Consider the following 21,023-nt stretch of genomic DNA (forward strand, 5'->3'; position numbering starts at 1 on the left):
GATTTACGCTCCACGCTTCCTTCCCACGCTCGGTCGCCCTCACGCAGTTGCGCTTCACTTTGCTCACTGTGACCAGCTCGCAGCGGGACTTGCACCCGCAGGTGTGCGCCCATGCTGGGCGCACCCATGAAAAAAGGCCTTGCCGGTGAGGGCAAGACCTTATTGATGGCCTCAAACTCCAGGGCTTGAACCCCTGGGGATGGATCAACCGCGTGTGATTTTCAGCACGCGGGTGCCGCCACGCTTGCCTGCAGGGCCTTCGCCTGCAGCGTGGGGTTTGAAGTTGCTGGCACCAAACTGCTTGGGACCACGGGCGAACTTGTCACCTGCAGCGCCGCGTGGAGCCGGGCGGGCAGCATTGCGGTTGTCGCCGCCACGCTCTTCCCAGCGGCCACCTTGACGTGGACCGTCCTGACGGGCGTCTTGGCGAGGGGCAGGGCGGCTATCGCCGCGGTCCCAAGGGTGGGCTGGTGCAGCGCGTTGCTCAAAACGATCACCGCCGCGGTTGTCACCACGGGGCGCGTCAAAACGGCCACCTTCTTTGCGCTGGTCGAAGCGGGGTTCGCTGCGCTGCTCAAAACGGGGCTGTTCATCGCGGAAGTTGCCACGTGGTGCGCGGTTGTCGAAACCACCGCCACCATGGTCGCGGTCACGGTTGCCACCGAAGTCGCGGCCACCAGGGGCGGGACGACCACCACGGAAACCACCACCTGCGTTGGCGTAGTTGCGTTCGCCGCCAAAGCGGTCACCGCCACGGCCCATGGGCTTGCGCGCTTCAGGCATGCGCACTTTGGGTTCGAGGCCTGGAATCACTTCGGCTTTGAAGGGCTGGCGTGTGTAGGACTCGATGTCACCGATCTTGCGGCGGTCACGGATTTCGGCAAACGTCACGGCCAAGCCATCGCGACCTGCACGGCCAGTGCGGCCAATGCGGTGGGTGTAGTCTTCGGCCTTCATCGGCAAGCCGAAGTTGAAGACGTGGGTGATGGTGGGCACGTCGATGCCGCGGGCGGCCACGTCGGTGGCGACCAGAATCTGGACTTGGCCATTGCGCAAAGCCATCAGGCGGCGGTTGCGCATGCCCTGGCTCAAAGCACCGTGCAGGGCCACAGCCGAGAAGCCGTCTTGCTGCAGGTCGGCGGCCAGGCCGTCGCACTCGATTTGGGTGCTGGAGAACACGATGGCTTGGTCGATCGTGGCGTCACGCAACCAGTGGTCGAGCATCTGGCGCTTGTGCTGGGCGTTGTCGGCCCAGAACAGCACTTGCTTGATGTTGTTGTGCTTTTCTTGCGGGTTGTCGATCTGGATTTTCTGGACCGAAGAACCACCGTCGTGCATCACGCGCATGGCCAGTTGCTGAATGCGCGGTGCAAACGTCGCACTGAACATCATGGTCTGGCGACGTTGGCTGGTCATGTCGTTGATGTCAGCCAGGTCGTCCGAGAAGCCCAGGTCGAGCATGCGGTCGGCTTCGTCCACCACCAGGAATTGCACTTGGTCCAGCTTGATTTGCATGGAGCGTTGCAGGTCGAGCAGACGGCCAGGGGTGGCCACAACCAGGTTGGCGTTTTGCAGCTTGGCAATTTGCAACTGGTAAGGAATACCGCCGACCACGTTGGCCACGCGCAGACCGCGTGTGTGCTTGACCAGCTCGATGGCGTCTTGCGCGACCTGTTGGGCCAATTCACGGGTGGGGCACAGGATCAGGGCGCCAGGGGTTGGGGCCTTGAAGTTGCGTGGGTTGGTCGGGTCTTTGCGTTTGGAGCGCTTGGGAGCGGGTTCGCCCTTGGCGGCTGCGTCGGCGCAGGCCTGGTCGAACTCAGCGCGCTCAGCGGCTTCCTGTTCGGCCATTTGCTGAATCAGGGTGTGCAGCACGGGCAGCAAGAAGGCGGCGGTTTTGCCGCTGCCGGTCTGGCTGGAAACCATCAGGTCGGTGTAGCCGTTGGACTTGCCGTCTTTGGAACCGCCAGCAGTTGGCAAAGCCAAAGGAATGGCGCGCAGTTGCACGGCAGTGGGCTGGGTGTAACCCAGATCGGCCACGGCTTGCACCAGTTCCGGGGCCAGGCCCAGTTCAACGAAACCGTTGGGCACGTCGGCGACGGCTTCAACTTCTTCGGCTGCTTCAGTTGTGACTTCAGCTGCAGGCTCGGGGGTGATTTCGGCCGCTGCGGCGACCATGATTTCAGTGGCCATATTGGTCGCAGCGGGTTGTGCAGGCGACTCAGTGGCGATGGATGTGATTTCGGCAGGCGACAAGTCGTCCTGCACTGTGTTCAAAGTGTCGGTCATGTGTGTATAAAAAACTCGCACGGAACAACGACTGCCAACAGAGATCTGTTGCATGGGGTCGTCAGCACCGCAAGGTTGAAAAAACATCAACCATCAAACGGTGCTCGCGAGGGGCGCTGGGCGTGGAGCCTGGCCGCTGTGAGTGACCCTATCGTTGGGTCAAGGCATGAAGGGAGATGTATGAATTGCCGCACCAGTGTGCAGCAAGCTCATGATTATGGCACGGATCAGGAAAAAGCGCTAGGGTTTTCCCTGAAAAATCACAAACGAATGAAATGCTCGCGGTAATGCGCCAGTTCGTCGATGGATTCATGCACATCGGCCAGGGCGGTGTGCTTTTGCTGCTTCTTGAAGTTGGCATACACCTCGGGCTTCCAGCGGCGGGACAGTTCCTTGAGGGTGCTCACGTCCAGGTTGCGGTAGTGGAAAAACGCTTCCAGCTTGGGCATGAACTTGACCAGAAAACGCCTGTCCTGGCTGATGGTGTTGCCGCACAGGGGTGAGCTGTTTTTGGGCACGTACTTTTTCAGAAAGGCCAGAATCTGTTCTTCGGCATCGGCTTCGCTGGTGGTGGAGGCCTTGACCTTGTCGATCAGCCCACTCTTGCCGTGGGTGCCCTTGTTCCACTTGTCCATCTGGTTCAGCAATTCGTCGCTTTGGTGGATCACCAGCACCGGGCCTTCGATACGCGGTGTCAGGTGCGGGCCGGTCACGATCACAGCGATTTCCAGCAGGCGTTCTTTTTCCGGGTCCAGGCCCGTCATTTCGCAATCGATCCAGACCAGGTTCTGGTCGGATTTGGCCAATTCAGGCACTTCAGGAGAGGTGGGTGTATTCGCTTCAGACATCCTGAGATTGTCGCCGATGACGCCCCGTGCATTCTTGCGCAACTACACCTGTGCCAGCTGCACCCGTGCAGGCGCATCCGCTGGCTTGGCCTTGCTGACGACGCTCAGATCGGGCCGCTTCTACAATCGGCGCATGAATCCTTCTTTGACTTTGACCCTGACTTTGGTCGTGGCCTTGCTGGCGCATGTGGCGCTCAAGTTCTGGCTCAATGCCCGCCAGGTGCGGCATGTGGCCCGCCACCGCGATGCGGTGCCTGTGTCTTATGCTGGCACGGTCTCTTTGGCAGACCATCAAAAAGCCGCCGATTACACCCTCGCCAAAGCTCGCCTTTCGCAAATCGACATCGCACTCGATGCGGCGGTTTTGCTGGGCTGGACATTGCTGGGCGGGCTGGATGCACTCAACCAGTTGCTTCTGGATTGGATGGGGCCGGGTATGGCGCAGCAAATCGCGCTGGTGCTGGGTTTCACGTTGGTGGGGGGGCTGATCGGCTTGCCCTTGTCGCTCATGCAAACTTTTGGCGTAGAGCAGCGATTTGGCTTCAACAAAATCACGCCCGCCTTGTGGTTCGCCGACATGGCCAAGGGACTGGTGCTGGGTCTGGCGCTGGGCTTGCCGCTTTTGTGGGTGGTGCTGTGGCTCATGCAAGCCGGGGGCCAGTGGTGGTGGCTGTGGGCCTGGGGCGTGTTGGTGGGCTGGCAGCTGTTTTTGATGGCCATTGCCCCCAACGTGATCATGCCGCTGTTCAACAAATTCACGCCCTTGGAAGACGAGTCGCTCAAGGCCCGCGTGCAGGCCCTGATGCAGCGTGCAGGCTTCACCGCCAAAGGTTTTTTTGTGATGGACGGCAGCCGCCGATCGTCACACTCCAATGCGTTCTTCACAGGCTTTGGGGCCAGCAAGCGCGTGGTGTTTTTTGACACCTTGCTCAAGCAGCTGAGCCTGGCCGAAATGGAAGCGGTGTTGGCCCATGAGCTGGGTCACTTCAAGCACAAGCACATCGTCAAGATGATGGTGATCAACTTTGCCATGACACTGGCAGGCTTGGCGCTGCTGGGCTGGCTGGCGCAGCAAGTCTGGTTTTACACGGGCCTGGGCGTGATGCCCAACTTGTCGGGCAGCAACGATGCGCTGGCACTGGTCTTGTTCATGCTGGTCACACCTGTGTTCACTTTGTTCTTTGCGCCTGTGTCTTCATGGCGCTCGCGCCAGCAAGAGTTCGAGGCCGATGCCTATGCGGTGTTGCAAACACCGGGCAAGGACTTGTCTTCGGCCTTGCTCAAGCTCTACCAGGACAACGCCTCTACCTTGACGCCAGATCCTTGGTACGTGAAGTTTTATTACTCGCACCCCCCGGCCAGCGAACGTTTGCTGAGGATGAAAACCGCATGAGCACTTCGGATATTCGCGCCCTCAAACCGACCGAGGTGATCATGGCGCTTGGCCAGATTCCGGGCTGGCGTTTGTCGGGCGATGGCGAAAACGTTGCCATCGAAAAAACCTTTGAATTCGCCCAACACACGCACGCTTTGCTCTTCGTCAACAGCGTGGGCTGGTTGTCTGAAAAGCTCAACCACCACCCCGAACTGGTGTTGACCTACAAACGTTGCGTGGTGCGCTGGAACACGCACGATGTGCGTGGTTTGAGCCGACTCGACTTCGAGGCCGCCACCCAGACCGACGCCTTGTTACCGGCATGATGCGGCATGAATAAACCCAAAGCGCGCACAGCCTTGCCCCCAGCCCACGATTTGGAGCCGGGGCTGGTCGTGGCCACCTATGGCCGCCATTGCCTGGTGGAGACGCCCGAAGGCCGACGCCTCATTTGCCACCCCCGGGGCAAGAAAAACCAGGTGGTGGTGGGCGACCAGGTGCTCTGGCAAATCGCAGGCGACGAGGGCAGCATCGAAAAACTGCAAGAGCGCCGCAACCTGTTTTACCGGCAAGACGAAATCCGCACCAAATCCTTTGCCGCCAATCTGGACCGCGTGCTGATCCTGATCGCGGCCGACCCCGAGTATTCGGAAAGTCAGCTTTCGCGCGCCCTGGTGGCCGCCGAAGCCGAGCGCATCACACCCATCATTGCGCTCAACAAAAGCGATCTGGCCCAGCCCTTTGCCCAAGCTTGGGAGCGCTTGGCCCCTTACCGCTCCATGGGCTACAGCGTGATGCCCATCAGCCTGAGCCCGCGCAGCCCGGTGGCCGACGATGGCGTGTCCGCCTTGTGTGCGCATTTACAAGGACTGACGACGCTGGTATTGGGGCCGTCAGGCAGTGGCAAAAGCACACTCATCAACCGCTTGGTGCCCGATGCGCAGGTGGAAACCGGCGAAATTTCGCTGGCCCTGAACTCGGGCAAACACACCACGACCAGCACGCGTTGGTACTGGGTGCCCGCGCTCGATGGGTTTGCTGAAAAGGGTGCTGCACGCACGGCCTTGATCGATTCACCCGGCTTTCAGGAGTTTGGCCTGCACCACATCGAGCCCACACGCCTGGCAGACTGCATGCCCGATTTGCGCAAGCATCTGGGGGGCTGCAAGTTTTACAACTGCACGCATTTGCATGAACCCGGTTGTGCAGTGCTGGCGCAGGTGGAAACCGAGCAAAGTCCCGGCACCATCAGCGTGCGGCGTCACCGCATTTATGCACAGTTGTTTGAGGAGTTGAGCCAGCAGCGCTGGTGAAACCGATGCCGAACAAGGAACGGTGCAGGTTCCCGTGCTGCCATGTTGGCGTCGCTCGGTTTTAGCCCATCAAATTGGCCATGGTCAGTAGCGCAATCAGCACCAGCCACATGATCACAGTGCGCCAAACCAGTCCGACCACTTGCGCGAAATGGGCGACATCCGGAGCTCTGCCCGGTGTGCTGGTGCCCCCCGGCGTTTGCGGACTGTCTTTTTGATCGTTGTGGGGCTGCAAGGCCGCACCACCCAGACGGATGTTGATGGCACCTGCCGTGGCAGCCAAAATCACGCCATCGTTGTCTTCCGGGAAGTTTTGTGCGTGGTTGCGCCAGCCATCCATCGCATCTTCAAAACTGCCCACAATCGCAAACCCAAGCGCTGTCATGCGTGAAGGCAGCCAATCCATGGCCAGCCATGCCCGTGCGGCCACAGAACGCAGCACATCGCTGCCCAGCGGTCCTTCGTGGGTGGACTGTTGCCATTTGCGTTGCGCAAACTCGGTCAGGCGGTAAAGCACCGCGCCAACGGGGCCCAGCCCGATGATGGACAACGCGGCATACCAAAAGAACACCCCGAACACATGGCGGTGTGCCGCGATCACCGAATACTCGATCACATGTCGCACGATTTCGCTGCGCGGAATTTGTCCTACGTGCACTTGCTGCCATTGGGCCAGCAACTCGCGTGCCTTGTCTTCGTCTGCGCTTTCCAAGGCTTCGCGTATGCCTGTGAAATGGTGACTGAATTGCCTGAAACCCAAGGTGGTGTAGAGCAGCGCGACGTTCCACAAGGCCGCAAACAACCAGCCCAGACTGAACTCCAAAATCCAATGCGCCAACATGACCAGCACAGCGGGTGCCACCACGGTGATGCACCAGGTGATCCATGCTTGCTGTCGTGTGCCTGCATCAAAGGTTCTGGCCACCCAGCTCGCCCAACGCTCGGTGGTCACAAAAATCAGGTTGTTGTTCTTGAGTGGTCGGGCTTGCTCCAGCACCAAGGCCAACAAAATGGCAAAAAAACTCATGAGGTCCTCAAGGGGCTGGGTTGACCACTAAAAAGCGGTAAAAATTGCGGAGCATGGCGGCTGTAGCCCCCCAGATGAAGTGTTCTATGGTCACGACATCGCCATTGGGCATGGTGCGGTTTTCCTGATAAGGCATGGAAAACCATTGTCTGCTGGCACCTTGCCAATCATGGTGGTGGCGGCGGTGGTTAGCCGGGTTCATCAAAAAAGACAGGGGTACTTCGAACACATCATCTACTTCATCGTGGTTGGGTCTGAGTTCAAAGCCGGTTGAGACCAGGCCAATCACGGGGGTGACCCAAAATGCGGTGCCTGTCACATAGACCGGCAATTCGCCGACGACTTGTACATGATGCGGGTGCAGACCCACTTCCTCATGTGCCTCTCTCAGGGCTGTTGCACGGACATTGGCATCTTCGGGATCCACTTTGCCACCTGGAAACGCGACTTGTCCTGAATGTGTGGACATGTGAGCGGCACGCCGTGTCAGTAAAACGGTGGACTGCCGAAGATCGTCACCACGCATCACGATGGGGATCAAGACAGCGGCCTTTGCAGGTTGACGATTTGAAAAGGACGGCTCACGCTCTATTTCCGGTCGCCAGTCAGGTGGGTGCTTGAAACGTGTTTTCAAAGCATCCGGGTGCCAATGAGAACAGGGCACTGCAGGCAAATCGTGATCGATTCGCCAAACAGGAACATCGCGGGGATCAAAAGTCAAAGTGGTGGACACAGGTGTGATTTATAACCGACCCGGGCACTTGGCACACGGAGCGGACTGTTGGCGATGAATGAGATCTTCGACACGGTCATCAGCAAGTGATGGCCCTGCGTTCATGTCGAGGCCTTAAAATCATGTCAGCTGTGTTTTTTTGCAGCTGTATGGTTTTTCTATATTGATTTAGGTTTACTCATGAAGCGCGATTATTTTCCCCAAGATTCACGTTCCGATCGCCGTTTTGGCGAGCACCGAAGTGGCACCTGCATGGCCTTGATTGATGGCCGCTTTCTGATCTGGTTGGCTCAGCAGGGGGCCATGGGTGCCACTGGCGAGTCGGTCAATCGCCAAGGACTGCTGAGCTTGTTGTCTCAGGCCCTGACCCAATCGGCGCTCGATGTCGATTTGAAACGCATTTACTGGTACAGCGACCGTTCCGATGGGCTGGTCATTGATGACCAGATCGTGCGTCTGGTGCAGGCCCACGACGCCGACGGCGGTGCCTCTTTGCTGCGCTCGCTGGGTCATGACCTCAAACAACTGGCCGAACACCACGCCTGTGACCATGTTCTTGTGGCCAGTGACGATGAACGATTTTTGGCCACCATCGATGAAGCCCAACTCAGTGGACTGAGTGTGCACCTGCTGGCCGATGAGTCGGCTCGCAACATGCCTCAGATGGTGCGTACCGATCCGGGTTGGGCCCGTTTGCTGGCCCAGGCTGATCGCCGTGTGGTGGTCAACTCGCAGGCTTTGGCCGATATGCTGCAAGGCAAAATGCCCTCTGGCATGGGCTTGGCGGTGGAGGATGTGGAGGAATTGCGCAAATCAATGCACGAGGTCATCACGGGTTGGTGGGCCGAAGAGCCGGAAGATTTGCGTGAGGACCTGCGTGACGCGCTACAAATCAGCCGAGGGATCCCGCAAGAAGTGGACCGCCAATTGCTGCTGCGCATGCGCCAGCGTCTGGCCCGTGCACTGAGCTTGCCTGAGAAAAAAATGCTGCGTGAAACCCTTCGTCATGTGGTGACCGAACCTGCTGTGCCTGCTGAACTGCAGGCCGACAGTTTGACACCCGACACCGACGCGTAACCCCCGTGAATTCGGGCACGGCCCCCCTGTCTGAGTTGTGGGCCCAAAAGGCCTATGTCCGCTTTTTGCTGGCCAGGGTCAGTGGGCTGACTGCCAACCAGATGCTCATGGTGGCGGTGGCTTGGCACATGTATGACCTCACGTCCAGTGCATGGGACCTGGGGTTGGTCGGTCTCTTTCAATTCATGCCTGCGTTGCTGGTTGCCTTGCCTGCAGGGCATGTGGTCGACAAATTTCACAGGGGGCGAATTTTTGCCCTGTGTGTGTTTGTACAAGCACTGGTGGCCGTTTTGCTGCTGGCATCGATTGAATGGCAATTCGCTTCGCGTGCATTGATTCTGGCAGTCTCTGTGGTGCTGGGCACGACCCGGGCGTTTCAGATGCCTGCCCAGCAAGCCCTCACACCCACGTTGGTGCCCATGCATTTGCTGCCCCGTGCAGTGGCGCTCAGCTCGGGGAGTGTGCAAGTGGCCATCATCGCAGGCCCCGCATTGGGCGGCATCCTTTACGCCCAAGGGGCGGGCATCGTTTATTTGACGGCCGCAGGGATGTTGCTGGCGGCCGCGCTCCTGAGCCTGTTCGTTCGCTATGCACACCGCCCATCCACGCAAGCGGCTACGTTGCAGCATCTGCTGGCCGGGCTGGTGTTTGTCTGGCGTCACAAAGTGCTGTTGGGTGCGACATCGCTGGACATGTTTGCCGTGTTGCTGGGTGGGGCCACGGCCTTGCTGCCTATTTATGCCCGCGACATTTTGCATGTGGGCCCGCAGGGGCTGGGGGTGTTGCGGGCTGCACCTGCGGTGGGGGCTTTGCTCATGTCGTTGGCGCTGACCCGCTGGCCCCTTGACCGGCATGTGGGCCGCAGGCTGTTGATGGCGGTGGCTGTGTTCGGTCTGGCCACCGTGGCATTTGGTTTGTCGCACAGTTTTTGGCTGTCGGTAATCGCCTTGGCTGTGACCGGTGCTGCCGATAACATCAGCGTGGTGGTGCGCTTGACCGTGATGCAGCTGGAAACCCCCGATGAAATGCGCGGTCGGGTGGCGGCCGTCAATTCCATTTTCATTGGGGCATCCAACCAGCTGGGTGAATTTGAATCGGGCACCGTGGCCGCATTGTGGGGTCCGGAGTTTTCCGTGGTCAGCGGGGGCTTGGGGACGGTGCTGGTTGCTGCGGCATGGTTGCGGCTGTTTCCGGGTTTGGCGCGACGGGATCGGCTGCGGGCCTGATTCAGCATACCGTTGTCATTCTGCGGGTGTTGTGGGCCGGCAAGCTGGTGCTGGTGGCACTGAATGTGCTGGCCGGTACATTCTGACTGCACAAAAAAGCCCTGAAGCTTGCGCATCAGGGCTTGTTGTGAGTGGTGCCGGAGAGATGAATCGAACACCCGACCTTCTCATTACGAATGAGCTGCTCTACCGACTGAGCTACACCGGCTTAACCTTGAAAATTATACCTTTGCGTGGTAGCTGGTCAGGCGGTCCACTTCGTTTTTGGAGCCGAGGATGACGCTGACGCGTTCGTGCAATTGGCCGGGTTTCAGGTCCAGGATGCGCTCTTTACCGTTGGTCGATGCACCACCGGCTTGCTCGATGAGCCAGCTCATCGGGTTGGCTTCGTACAGCAGGCGCAGCTTGCCGGCTTTGTGCGGTTCGCGCTTATCCCAGGGGTACATGAACACACCGCCACGGGTCAGGATGCGGTGCACGTCGGCCACCATGCTGGCGATCCAGCGCATGTTGAAGTCTTTGCCGCGCGGGCCTTCTTTGCCCTGCAAGCATTCGTCAATGTAGCGGCGCACGGGTTCGTCCCAGTGGCGCATGTTGCTCATGTTGATCGCAAACTCTTTGGTGTCGGCTGGCACCTGCACGTTTTCTTGCGTGAGCACAAAAGAGCCCTGCTCGCGGTCAAGTGTGAACATCGCCACGCCATCGCCCACGGTGAGCACCAGGGTGGTTTGCGGGCCATACACGCAGTAACCTGCGGCCACTTGCTGGTTGCCCGGTTGCAAGAAGTCTTGCTCGGTCACGCCTTGGCTGCCTTCGGCTTTTTTGAGCACGCTGAAGATGGTGCCGATGCTGACGTTGACGTCGATGTTGGACGAGCCATCGAGTGGATCAAACAGCAGCAGGTATTCGCCTTGTGGGTAGCGGTTGGGCACCAGATAGATGCTGTCCATCTCTTCAGACGCCATGGCGGCCAGATGCCCGCCCCATTCGTTGGCTTCGAGCAGCACTTCGTTGGCGATGATGTCGAGCTTTTTCTGCACTTCACCTTGCACGTTCTCGCTTTCGGCGCTGCCCAGCACACCACCCAAAGCGCCTTTGTTGACGGCGTGACTGATGCTTTTGCAGGCGCGGGCGACCACTTCGAGCAGCAAGCGCAAGTCGGCCGGGATGTGGCCTTTGTCGCGTTGCTGCTCCACCAAGTAGCGGGACAGGGAAATTTTGCTGCTCATGTTCGTTCCTTGGGTTCGGGTGCGGTCAATGACTGCTCAATGCGCGGCTGATCACTTCGCGCACGTCATTGCTGAGGTCGGCCTTGGCGGCCACGCGTTCGACCGCCACGCGGGCCGCGCTGCGGTAGGGCTCGGCCAGGCGGCTCCAGCGGTCCATGGCGCGAGCCAAGCGGGCGGCCACTTGCGGGTTGATGGCGTCCAGGGCCAGCACTTGCTCGCTCCAGAACACATAGCCCGCCGCGTCGGCGCGGTGAAAGCCTGCCGGGTTGGCGCTGCAATAGCTGAAGATCAGGCTGCGGGCGCGGTTGGGGTTGCGCAGGCTGAAGTCAGGGTGCTGCATCAGCTGGCGCACACGCGGCAGGATGTCGCCAGCACGGTCAGGCGCACCGGCTTGCAGGGCAAACCATTTGTCGATGACCAGCGCTTCGTGTTGGAACAGCTTGTGGAAGTGGGCCAGCGCATCTTGCGCCAGGGCATGGCCGCTGACTACCAGCGCCGACAAGGCGTTGAAACGGTCGGTCATGTTGCCCGCGTCCTTGAACTGCTGGTACACACGGCCGGGCGTGACGGCGTCGCCGCTTTGCACAGCAGCGATGCACAGCATGGTCATGGCCAGACCCGCCAGCGCGCGGCGGCCGCATGACTTGGCATCGGGGGAGTAGGCACCATTGTTCTTGTGGGCATCCCAAGCCCATTGCCAGTCGGCTTGCAGGGCGGTGGCCAATTGCACGCGCATGGTTTCGCGCAGGGCGTGCACGCGCTGCGGGTCCACCACATCGAGCTGGTCGGCGATGTAGTTTTCTGAGGGCAGGGTGAGCGCCAAGTCTTTAAACGCAGCGTCCAGGCCGGGGTGGCGCAGCACGTTGCGCAGGGCTTGCACCAGGGCGTCGGACAACACGGGCAGGCCGGTCACGTCTTTGTTTTGCTGGATGGCATCCAAGGCGCTTTGCAACATCAGCCGCTGACCGGCTTCCCATTGGTTGAAAGGGTCGCTGTCGTGCGCCAGCAAGATCAGCAGGTCATCGGCGTTCAGGCCGTCTTCGAGCACAACCGGGGCGCTGAAACCCCGCAGCAACGAAGGCACGGGCGCACTGTCGATATTGACAAAGGTGTAGCGGGCGCTGGCCTCGGTCAGCACCAGCGTTTGCTGCGTCATTGAGTCGCTCGCACCGACCATCTGCAGGGGCAGGGCCTGGCCGTCGCGGCTGAGCAAGCCCAGGGTGACGGGTATGACAAACGGGGCTTTGTTCGACTGGTCGGGTGTGGTCGGGCAGCTTTGGCTGAGCGTCAGGGTGTAAGTGCGCTCGGCGGCGTTGTATTCACCTGTTGCTTGCAGTCGCGGCGTGCCCGCCTGGCTGTACCAGTGCTTGAACGTGCTCAGGTTGTTGGCCAGTGCCGAGCCGGGGTTGGCATCGGCAATCGCTTGCGCAAAGTCGTCGCAGGTCACGGCCTGACCATCGTGGCGCTCAAAGTAGAGCTTCATGCCTTGGGCAAAACCGTCGCGGCCTAGGCTGTCGGTGGGCGTGGCCACCAGCGTTTGCATCATGCGAACGACTTCAGAGCCTTTTTCGTAGATGGTGACGGTGTAGAAGTTGTTGATTTCGACGTAACTGTCAGGGCGCACGGGGTGTGCCATGGGGCCAGCATCTTCGGCAAACTGCACGGTGCGCAGCACGCGCACGTCTTCGATGCGCTTGACGGCACGGGCGCTGGTGTCGCCTGCCATGTCCTGGCTGAATTCCTGGTCGCGGAAGACGGTGAGGCCTTCTTTGAGTGAGAGCTGAAACCAGTCGCGACAGGTGATGCGGTTGCCGGTCCAGTTGTGGAAATACTCATGGCCCACGACGGATTCGATGTTGCCGAAATCCATGTCGGTGGCGGTGGCCGGGTTCGCCAACACGTATTTGGTGTTGAAGATGTTCAGGCCCTTGTTTTCCATCGCGCCCATGTTGAAGTCGCTGGTGGCGACGATCATGAAGCGTTCCAGGTCCAGCGGCAGGCCAAATCGGGCCTCGTCCCAGGCCACGCTGGCCATGAGCGAGTTCATCGCGTGCTCGGTCTTGTCCAGGTCGCCGGGGCGCACAAAGACTTGCAGCAAATGCTCTTTGCCGGAGCGGCTCAGGATGCGCTGCTCACGCGCCACCAGCTGACCGGCCACCAGGGCGAACAAATAGCAGGGCTTTTTGTGCGGATCAATCCACTTGGCAAAGTGACGGCCATCCTCCAGCGCGCCTTGCTCGACCAGGTTGCCATTGCTCAGCAGCACCGGGTACTTGGCCTTGTCGGCGCGCAGCGTGACGGTGTAGCTGGCCATCACGTCCGGGCGGTCCAGGAAATAGGTGATGCGGCGAAAACCTTCTGCCTCGCACTGCGTGAAGAACGAGTCGTTGCTGACGTACAGGCCCATCAGCTGGGTGTTTTTCTCGGGGTTGCACGTGGTGAAGATTTCCAGATCAAAGGCATCAGGGCCTTCGGGCAGGTTCTCCAGCACCAGCTGATTGCCGTCCATCTTGAACGAGGTGCCGCCGCCGTTGACCAGCACGCGGGCCAGGTTGAGGTCTTCGCCGTCCAGGCGCAGCGGCTGGGCCGCCACGTCGGGGTTGCGGCGCAGGCGCATTTTGTTGAGCACGCGGGTTTTTGTGGGGTCGAGGTCGAACGTCAGATCGACCGTGTCGATCCAGAAGGCCGGGGCGGCATAAGCTTCCCGGTGAATCGCGGTGGGTTGTCCTTCACGCATCACTAACTCCGTTTTGTTTGCGGTCTGACCGGGTCAGAGGCCTTGTTTCAGTGAGGCTTCGATGAACGCATCCAAGTCGCCATCGAGCACCTTTTGGGTGGCCGAAATCTCGACGTTGGTGCGCAAATCCTTGATGCGGCTGTTGTCCAGCACATAGCTGCGGATCTGGTGACCCCAGCCCACATCGGTCTTGGTGTCTTCCAGCTTTTGCTGCTCTTCCAGGCGCTTGCGCATCTCGAAGTCGTACAGGCGCGAGCGCAGGCGTTGCCAGGCCACATCGCGGTTGCTGTGTTGGCTGCGGCCGTCTTGGCACTGCACCACGATGCCCGTGGGGATGTGGGTCAGGCGCACCGCCGAGTCGGTCTTGTTGATGTGCTGACCGCCCGCGCCGCTGGCACGGAAGGTGTCTGTGCGCACGTCCGACGGGTTGATGTTGATCTCGATCGAGTCGTCGATCTCGGGATACACAAACAGCGATGCAAAAGACGTGTGGCGGCCACCTGATGAGTCAAACGGGCTTTTGCGCACCAGGCGGTGCACGCCAGTTTCGGTGCGCAACAGGCCAAAGGCGTATTCGCCCTCGATCTTGATGGTCGCGCCCTTGATGCCTGCGGTGTCGCCCGGGGTTTCGTCTTCCACGGTGGCCTTGAAGCCTTTGCGTTCGGCATATTTGATGTACTGGCGCAGCAGCATGCTGGCCCAGTCGCAGGCTTCGGTGCCACCGGCACCGGCCTGGATGTCGACAAAACAGTTGAGCGGATCGGCCTCGTGGCGGAACATGCGGCGAAATTCGAGGTCTTCGACCAGAGCAGTCAGTTTGGCGGCTTCAGCTTCGATGGTCAGCAAGCCATCGTCATCGCCTTCTTCCTTGCTCATCTCAAAGAGTTCAAGGTTGTCGGCCAATTCGCTTGTCAGGTTGGTGATGGTCACCACCACGCCGTCGAGGGCTTTTTTCTCTTTGCCCAGTTCTTGGGCTTTTTTGGGGTCGTTCCAGACCGTGGGATCTTCGAGCGATGCGTTGACGGTTCTCAGCCGTTCAGATTTGGCATCGTAGTCAAAGATACCCCCGTAACTCGTGGGTACGAGCGGTCAGGTCTGTGAGGGATGCGCCGATTTGGTTGATGCGTTCTGCGTCCATGGGGAATGTGTCCGGTTCGGTAAACCAGGCATTTTCTCATGAGTTGACCCAGCACGGGCCGCAGCTGTGGCTTAAAACTTCCGTCCGTAAGAGAACATCAGGCCCGCATTGCCCAGCACTTTCATTTGCACTGAGTCGTGCGCGTTGAAGTTGTAGCCCACCGAAGGGATGATGGCCGGCGAAAAACCACCGTGGTTGAGCGGCACTTTGTCTTTGTATTGGCCCACGTAGCCGTACAGGATGCCTGCGGTCACTTTGACAAACAAACGGGGGTTGCCCAGCAGATGGTCAAATTCCTGGCCCACGTAAACATAGACGGAGGGCTGGCCAAACGAGTTGCTGAACAGGGCGACACCGCAAAAACGGTTGCCGGGCACTTGCTCATCCATGGCCGCCAGCACCACCGGTTTGTGCTCCGGGTTATGGCTCCAGTGGAGGGTGTAGGGCGAGAACGTGAATTCACCCCGGTGCGTGGGCTCGGGTGCGCCCTTTACTTCGATAAAAGAGGGGCAATAACGGTCAGGAGACTGGGCATGCGCCGCAGGCAGTGCACCCAGCAGGGACGCCAGCAGGCCGATCAGGGAGAAGGAGAAGAAACGCACAGACAAGGCCCGTTCAAATGGAATGCGGCGGATTTTAGACCGGAAGCATTCAGCCGCCATTCAGCGGGAACACGGTCTTCAGGCCAGAAACTGCTCCAGCATCCGCGCCAGGTCTTGCGGCTGGTCGTGGTGCAGCATGTGCCCGGCGTCCTGGATCACCGCGATCTGCACCTGTGGCACGGCTTTGAGGCGTTCGTGGTATTCGTCCAGCGTGTATTGCTTTTTCCACCACTGGCCGAGCGAGTCGTCCGAGGCCTCGACCGCCAGCACCGGGGCGGTGATGCGGCGGTACATCTCCAGCGTTTCTTCTACATGAAAAAGATAGGGGTTGATGACCTTGTGGGCCGCATCGCCCAGGATGCGCCACTGGCCATCGGCACCCGGGCGCGCCCAGTGCTGTGCCAGCCAGTTGGCTTTGTCGGGCCCCAAGCGTCGGTTGGTTTTCATCAAGCGCGCCGCCACGCCCGCTGCGTCGGCATAGGTTTTGAGGTCCTTGTCGCCCTGGCGCTGGGCCTTGAGTTCGTCGAGCCACTGGCCCATGCGACCCGGGGCCTGCGATGGCCGGGTGGCGGCCATGCCAAAGCCCTCGAGGTTGACCAGGCGGCGGATGCGCTCGGGGCGGCTGCCTGCGTACATCATCACCACATTGCCGCCCATGCTGTGGCCCACCAGATCGATGGTGCGGCCCGGGTACAGCACATCCAGCAGGGCGTCCAGATCGGCCAGGTAGTCGGGGAACCAGTAGCTGTCAGTGGGTGGGGTGTCGGTGAGGCCATAGCCGCGCCAGTCCATCGCGATGATGGGGCGCTGGCTGACAAAAGCCTCACTCAGCGCATCGACCATGAACTGGTAAGAGGCGGCCACATCCATCCAGCCGTGGGCCAGCACCAGCGGTGTGGCGTCGGATGCGCTGTCGCCCCAGTGACGGACGTGGTAGCGGCAGCCGCGCAGCGGCACCCAGGAGCTGGTGGAGGGGCGTTGAACTTCGTACATACTTTGAATCATAAGGAGACAACCGATGCCACGCAGTCACGCCCAAGACCCGCTTGTTGACCATTACCAGGCCTTGCACATCCGTTTTGGCTGGAAAGTGCCCAAGCGCTTCAACATGGCGCAGGCGTGTTGCGGGCGATGGGCGGCTGAACCTGCCACGGCACGGCATGTGGCCATACGGGAGCATGTGGCGGGGCAGGGCCTGGGCCGAAGCTGGACTTTTGGCCAGCTGCAAACCGCCGCCAACCGCTTGAGCAATGTGTTGCGGGCGCAAGGCGTGCAGCGCGGTGACCGGGTGGCGATTGTGCTGCCCCAGCGCTTTGAAACCGCCGTGGCCTACATGGCGGTGCTGCAAATGGGGGCGGTGGCCATGCCGCTGTCCATGCTGTTTGGCCCCGAGGCGCTGTCGTTTCGCATCAACGACAGCCAAGCGCGGGTGGCGGTGTGCGACGAATCGACACTTGACGCTTTGCGGCAAGCCCGGCCTGACTGCCCAGGATTGCAAACCCTGATCGGGGTGGGGCAGGCCGGGGCACTGGCCGACCTGGATTGCGCCCGCTCCATGCAGGCCAGTGAAAGCACCTTCAAGCCCGTGGCCACGTTGGCCGACGATCCGGCGGTGCTGATCTACACCAGCGGCACCACCGGCAACCCCAAGGGGGCACTGATTCCGCACAGGGCGCTGATCGGTAACCTCACGGGTTTTGTGTGCAGCCAGAACTGGTTCGGCTTTGACCCGTTTAAGGCCAATCGTCCGTCCCAAGCTGTGTTCTGGTCGCCCGCTGATTGGGCGTGGACGGGCGGCTTGATGGACGCTTTGCTGCCCAGCCTGTATTTCGGCCGCCCCATCGTGGCCTTCAACGGGCGCTTTTCGCCAGAAGTCGCGTTCGAGATTTTGCAAAGCCACAGCGTCACGCACACCTTTTTGTTCCCCACGGCGCTCAAGGCCATGATGAAGGCGGTGCCCGATGTGAAAGGCCGCTACCGCCTGAAACTGCAAGCCATGATGAGCGCGGGTGAAGCGGTGGGCGATGCGGTGTTTGGCTATTGCCAAGACCAGCTGGGCGTCACGGTCAATGAGATGTTCGGCCAGACCGAAATCAACTACGTGGTGGGCAACTGCACGCGCTTGTGGCCGGCCAAACCCGGCAGCATGGGCAAGGGCTACCCCGGGCACCGGGTGGCGGTGATCGACGAGGCGGGCCAGCTTTGCCCCGCAGGCACGCCTGGCGAGGTGGCCGTCAACCGTTTTGACGTGCACGGCCACCCCGATCCGGTATTCTTTTTGGGCTACTGGAACAACGACCAAGCCACGCAGGCCAAATACACGGGCGACTGGTGCCGCACGGGCGACATGGCCGTGGCCGACGAAGACGGCTACCTCTGGTACCAAGGCCGCACCGACGACATGTTCAAGGCGGCGGGTTACCGCATTGGCCCCGGCGAGATCGAGAACTGCCTGGTCAAACACCCGGCTGTGGCCAATGCTGCGGTGGTGCCCAAGCCCGACAAAGACCGTGGGGCGCTGGTCAAAGCCTATGTGGTCATGTCGCCTGACTGGTTGACCCGACGCCCTGGTGGCGCGAAGCAGGCGGCCTTTGACGACACGGTGCGCCAGGCGCTGCAAGCCCATGTGCGCGGCTTGCTGGCCCCTTATGAATACCCTAAAGAGATCGAGTTCATCGACCAGCTGCCCATGACCACCACCGGCAAGGTGCAGCGCCGGGTGCTGCGTCTGCAAGAAGAGGCGAGGTCTTTGGCGACAGAGCCACGGGCAGCCGCATGACAAAATAAGCAAACATCCGGTGGGTGCACCTGCACCCACCTTGCCAGATTTTTCCAACACAGGACATTTCCATGAAACTCGTTCAACTCGGTCAATCTGACCTGCAAGTCACGCCCATTTGCTTGGGCACCATGACGTTTGGTCAGCAGGTCAATGAAGCCGATTCGCACGCCATCCTGGACCGCTCGCTGGAAGCGGGCATCAACTTCATCGACACCGCCGAGATGTACGCCGTGCCGGCCACGGCCGAGACCTGCGGTGCCACCGAAACTTACATCGGCAACTGGTTTGCCAAAAACCCCGGTGCCCGCCAGAAGCTGGTGCTGGCCACCAAAGTGGCGGGCCCCTCGCGTGGCATGCCCTGGATCCGTGAAGGCGCGGGCATGACTGGCCAGGACATCCTGAAGTCGTGCGAAGGCAGCCTGCGCCGCCTGCAAACCGATGTGATCGACCTGTACCAAATCCACTGGCCCGAGCGCCATGTGCCCGCCTTTGGCATCACCTATTACGACCCGAGCAAGGACAAATCGGTCACGTCGATCCACGAACAACTCGAAGCCCTGGGCCAACTGGTCAAGGCGGGCAAGGTGCGCTACATCGGTTTGTCCAACGAAACCCCTTATGGCGTGCACGAGTTTGTGCGCCTGGCCGAGCAGCATGGCCTGCCGCGTGTGGCCACGGTACAAAACCCTTATGCGCTGGTCAGCCGCACTTACGACAACGGGCTCGATGAAACCTGCCACCGCCTGAACGTGTCCATGCTGGCTTATTCGCCGCTGGGCTTTGGTTTGCTGACGGGCAAATACGACAACATGGACCTGACCGGCCCACTGGTGCCCGATGGTGGTCGCATTGCCCGCTACGATTCGATGCGCAAACAGCGCTGGGGCCGCCCCGAGGCGCTGGCGGCTGCCCGCCGCTACAACCAGTTGGCGCGTGACAACGGCATGACCCCCACCCAAATGGCGCTGGCGTTTTGCTACCACCGCTGGAGCGTGACCAGCACCATCATTGGCGTGACCTCGCTGGCGCAATTCAATGAAGACCTGGCCGCCTGGAGCACCCAGCTGAGCCCGGAGGTGCTCAAGGCGATTGACGCGATCCGTTGGGAAATGCGCGACCCTGCCCTTTGATTTTTGTGGCGATGGCCAAGAAAGACAAAGTCAGTGAAACCCCGGCCACGGCGCTCTTGCGCCAGCAGGGGGTGAGCTTCACCGAGCATCCTTACGAGTATCTGGAGCATGGCGGCGCCCAGCACAGCGCCCAGATGCTGGGCATGGACCCGTTCAGCGTGGTTAAGACCCTGATCATGCAAGACCAGGACGCCAAGCCGCTGGTGGTGCTGATGCACGGCAACCGCAAGGTGTCCACCAAAAACCTGGCCCGCCAAGTGGGGCTCAAGTCGGTTGAGCCTTGTGCGCCCGAGGTGGCCAACCGCCACAGTGGCTATCTGGTGGGCGGCACCTCGCCGTTTGCCACGCGTCGCCAGATGCCGGTGTTCATTGAAGAAAGCATCCTGGCCTTGCCGCGCATCTGCATCAATGGCGGCAGGCGGGGTTATCTGGTGGGCATTGATCCGCAGGTGTGTGTGCAGCTGCTGGAGGCCAGGCCTGTCAACTGCGCGCTGGCAGAATGACGCCAGTTCAAAAACAAGGGAGATCCGGATGGAGATGTTGATTCAAGCGGGTGTGGTCCTGGCCAGTTATCTGGCAGGCTCGCTCAGTTTTGCGGTGATCGTCAGCCGACTGATGGGGCTGAACGACCCACGCAGCTACGGCAGCAAGAACCCCGGGGCCACCAACGTGCTGCGCTCGGGCAGCAAAAAAGCCGCCATTTTGACGTTGGTACTGGATGCCTTCAAGGGCTGGTTGCCTGTTGCGCTGGTGTTGGCCTATGGTCCTGAGCAAGGATGGGGTGCCGGCTTGGCTGCATGGGCAGGTCTGGCGGCATTTTTGGGCCACTTGTACCCGGTGTTTTTTGGCTTTGCCGGAGGTAAAGGCGTGGCCACGGCGGTGGGCGTGGTGGTGGGGGTCAATGGCACTCTTGCGCTGGCGGTTTTGCTGACCTTTGCCATCGTGCTGTATTTCAGCCGTTATGTTTCGCTGGCCTCCATGGTGGCTGCGGTGTTTGCCCCTGCGTTTTACCGGTTTGGTGACGGGGTGGCATGGCAGTCTGAGGCAACAGAAGTCTTGAGCTTGGCCATCATGGCCTTGCTGCTGGTCTGGCGACACCGTGAAAACATCCGCCGCCTGTTGGCAGGGACAGAGTCCCAACTGGGGAAGAAAAAAGCATGAGCGATGACATCCAACGGCTGCATGTGGCAGCTCGCTACAGCGAGGCGGCCATTTTCAACGGGGTGGTTTATCTGGCGGGCATGGTGCCCGAGTGTCAAGCCAAAGACATTCGCAGCCAAACCGCCGATGTCCTGCGCCAAATAGACCTTCGACTGCTGGAGGCGGGCAGTGATAAAACCCGCATTCTTCGCGCCCAAATTTACCTCCAAGACATCAGCGACATCACCGCCATGAACGAGGTCTGGGATGCTTGGGTGGTGGCGGGCAGTGCACCGCCCCGCGCCACCGTTCAGGCTGCGTTGGCGAATCCGGACTACAAGCTTGAAGTGGTGGTCACGGCAGCCGTCAGGGGCTGA

At 60.5% G+C, this 21,023-nt stretch carries 19 protein-coding genes and 1 tRNA gene; 10 read left to right on the forward strand and 10 right to left on the reverse strand.

Features of this window, described 5'->3' with window-relative positions:
* Nucleotides 1-204 precede the first annotated feature (204 nt).
* Nucleotides 205-2,289, reverse strand: coding sequence for a DEAD/DEAH box helicase (locus B9Z47_RS17305; protein WP_108332466.1), 2,085 nt, complete (start codon nucleotides 2,287-2,289; stop codon nucleotides 205-207).
* 260 nt (nucleotides 2,290-2,549) lie between these two features.
* On the reverse strand, nucleotides 2,550-3,137 hold the full coding sequence (orn, locus tag B9Z47_RS17310) for an oligoribonuclease (RefSeq protein WP_108332467.1): 588 nt from the start codon (nucleotides 3,135-3,137) through the stop codon (nucleotides 2,550-2,552).
* A 133-nt stretch (nucleotides 3,138-3,270) separates the two neighbouring features.
* Between orn and B9Z47_RS17315 the strand changes: the two genes are divergently transcribed.
* From B9Z47_RS17315 to rsgA, 3 genes are read left to right on the forward strand one after another with little or no spacing between them, the layout of a single operon-like run.
* Nucleotides 3,271-4,530 (forward strand): M48 family metallopeptidase, encoded by a 1,260-nt coding sequence (locus B9Z47_RS17315; RefSeq protein WP_108332506.1) that lies wholly within the window; start codon nucleotides 3,271-3,273, stop codon nucleotides 4,528-4,530.
* Entirely contained in the window at nucleotides 4,527-4,838 is a 312-nt protein-coding gene (locus B9Z47_RS17320) for a 4a-hydroxytetrahydrobiopterin dehydratase (protein ID WP_108332468.1), read from the forward strand. The genes B9Z47_RS17315 and B9Z47_RS17320 overlap by 4 nt, the downstream gene beginning before the upstream one ends.
* Nucleotides 4,839-4,844: 6 nt before the next feature.
* Nucleotides 4,845-5,825 (forward strand): ribosome small subunit-dependent GTPase A, encoded by a 981-nt coding sequence (gene rsgA, locus B9Z47_RS17325; RefSeq protein ID WP_108332469.1) that lies wholly within the window; start codon nucleotides 4,845-4,847, stop codon nucleotides 5,823-5,825.
* Between the two features lie 61 nt (nucleotides 5,826-5,886).
* Here rsgA and B9Z47_RS17330 read toward each other — a convergent pair whose 3' ends face one another.
* Nucleotides 5,887-6,852, reverse strand: a complete 966-nt coding sequence (locus B9Z47_RS17330; protein WP_108332470.1) for a CobD/CbiB family protein — start codon at nucleotides 6,850-6,852, stop codon at nucleotides 5,887-5,889.
* A gap of 7 nt (nucleotides 6,853-6,859) precedes the next feature.
* Nucleotides 6,860-7,594 (reverse strand): CoA pyrophosphatase, encoded by a 735-nt coding sequence (locus B9Z47_RS17335; protein WP_108332471.1) that lies wholly within the window; start codon nucleotides 7,592-7,594, stop codon nucleotides 6,860-6,862.
* A gap of 243 nt (nucleotides 7,595-7,837) precedes the next feature.
* On the opposite strand from B9Z47_RS17335, the gene B9Z47_RS17340 reads away from it, so the two are divergent.
* Both B9Z47_RS17340 and B9Z47_RS17345 read left to right on the forward strand, forming a co-directional pair.
* A complete protein-coding gene (locus B9Z47_RS17340; RefSeq protein ID WP_233253865.1) occupies nucleotides 7,838-8,662 on the forward strand; it encodes a hypothetical protein in 825 nt (274 codons plus the stop codon).
* Nucleotides 8,663-8,667: 5 nt separating this feature from the next.
* Nucleotides 8,668-9,888, forward strand: coding sequence for an MFS transporter (locus tag B9Z47_RS17345; protein ID WP_108332473.1), 1,221 nt, complete (start codon nucleotides 8,668-8,670; stop codon nucleotides 9,886-9,888).
* A gap of 132 nt (nucleotides 9,889-10,020) precedes the next feature.
* Here the strand turns inward: B9Z47_RS17345 and B9Z47_RS17350 are convergent.
* The 6 genes from B9Z47_RS17350 to B9Z47_RS17375 form a co-directional block, all read right to left on the reverse strand.
* A tRNA-Thr gene (locus tag B9Z47_RS17350) sits at nucleotides 10,021-10,096 on the reverse strand.
* A gap of 13 nt (nucleotides 10,097-10,109) precedes the next feature.
* A complete protein-coding gene (locus B9Z47_RS17355; RefSeq protein WP_108332474.1) occupies nucleotides 10,110-11,117 on the reverse strand; it encodes a class 1 fructose-bisphosphatase in 1,008 nt (335 codons plus the stop codon).
* Nucleotides 11,118-11,142: 25 nt separating this feature from the next.
* Nucleotides 11,143-13,854, reverse strand: a complete 2,712-nt coding sequence (pepN, locus tag B9Z47_RS17360; RefSeq protein WP_108332475.1) for an aminopeptidase N — start codon at nucleotides 13,852-13,854, stop codon at nucleotides 11,143-11,145.
* Between the two features lie 33 nt (nucleotides 13,855-13,887).
* Nucleotides 13,888-14,992 (reverse strand): peptide chain release factor 2 gene (gene prfB, locus B9Z47_RS17365; protein WP_108332476.1). Its coding sequence is split into 2 segments (ribosomal slippage): nucleotides 13,888-14,910 and nucleotides 14,912-14,992, totalling 1,104 coding nucleotides; the frame shifts between segments, so codons are not numbered across the junction.
* 71 nt (nucleotides 14,993-15,063) lie between these two features.
* Nucleotides 15,064-15,594 (reverse strand): hypothetical protein, encoded by a 531-nt coding sequence (locus tag B9Z47_RS17370; protein ID WP_233253867.1) that lies wholly within the window; start codon nucleotides 15,592-15,594, stop codon nucleotides 15,064-15,066.
* 78 nt (nucleotides 15,595-15,672) lie between these two features.
* A complete protein-coding gene (locus B9Z47_RS17375) occupies nucleotides 15,673-16,587 on the reverse strand; it encodes an alpha/beta fold hydrolase (protein WP_108332477.1) in 915 nt (304 codons plus the stop codon).
* A 25-nt stretch (nucleotides 16,588-16,612) separates the two neighbouring features.
* Here B9Z47_RS17375 and B9Z47_RS17380 point away from each other — a divergent pair, with 25 nt between their 5' ends.
* The 5 genes from B9Z47_RS17380 to B9Z47_RS17400 all read left to right on the forward strand — a co-directional run bounded on the left by B9Z47_RS17380 (nucleotide 16,613) and on the right by B9Z47_RS17400 (nucleotide 21,023).
* Nucleotides 16,613-18,373 carry an acyl-CoA synthetase gene (locus B9Z47_RS17380; protein WP_108332478.1) on the forward strand — a complete coding sequence of 587 codons (1,761 nt, stop codon included), beginning with the start codon at nucleotides 16,613-16,615 and terminating at the stop codon, nucleotides 18,371-18,373.
* Nucleotides 18,374-18,444: 71 nt separating this feature from the next.
* The gene (locus B9Z47_RS17385; RefSeq protein WP_108332479.1) at nucleotides 18,445-19,506 is read left to right on the forward strand and encodes an aldo/keto reductase; all 1,062 of its coding nucleotides are present in this window, start codon (nucleotides 18,445-18,447) and stop codon (nucleotides 19,504-19,506) included.
* 11 nt (nucleotides 19,507-19,517) lie between these two features.
* Nucleotides 19,518-20,009: an aminoacyl-tRNA deacylase gene (locus B9Z47_RS17390; protein WP_108332508.1), complete on the forward strand. Its 492-nt coding sequence runs from the start codon at nucleotides 19,518-19,520 to the stop codon at nucleotides 20,007-20,009.
* A 28-nt stretch (nucleotides 20,010-20,037) separates the two neighbouring features.
* Entirely contained in the window at nucleotides 20,038-20,667 is a 630-nt protein-coding gene (plsY, locus tag B9Z47_RS17395; protein ID WP_108332480.1) for a glycerol-3-phosphate 1-O-acyltransferase PlsY, read from the forward strand.
* Entirely contained in the window at nucleotides 20,664-21,023 is a 360-nt protein-coding gene (locus tag B9Z47_RS17400; protein WP_108332481.1) for a RidA family protein, read from the forward strand. The genes plsY and B9Z47_RS17400 overlap by 4 nt, the downstream gene beginning before the upstream one ends.

This window comes from Limnohabitans sp. 2KL-1, assembly GCF_003063435.1.
Lineage (GTDB): Bacteria > Pseudomonadota > Gammaproteobacteria > Burkholderiales > Burkholderiaceae_C > Limnohabitans_A.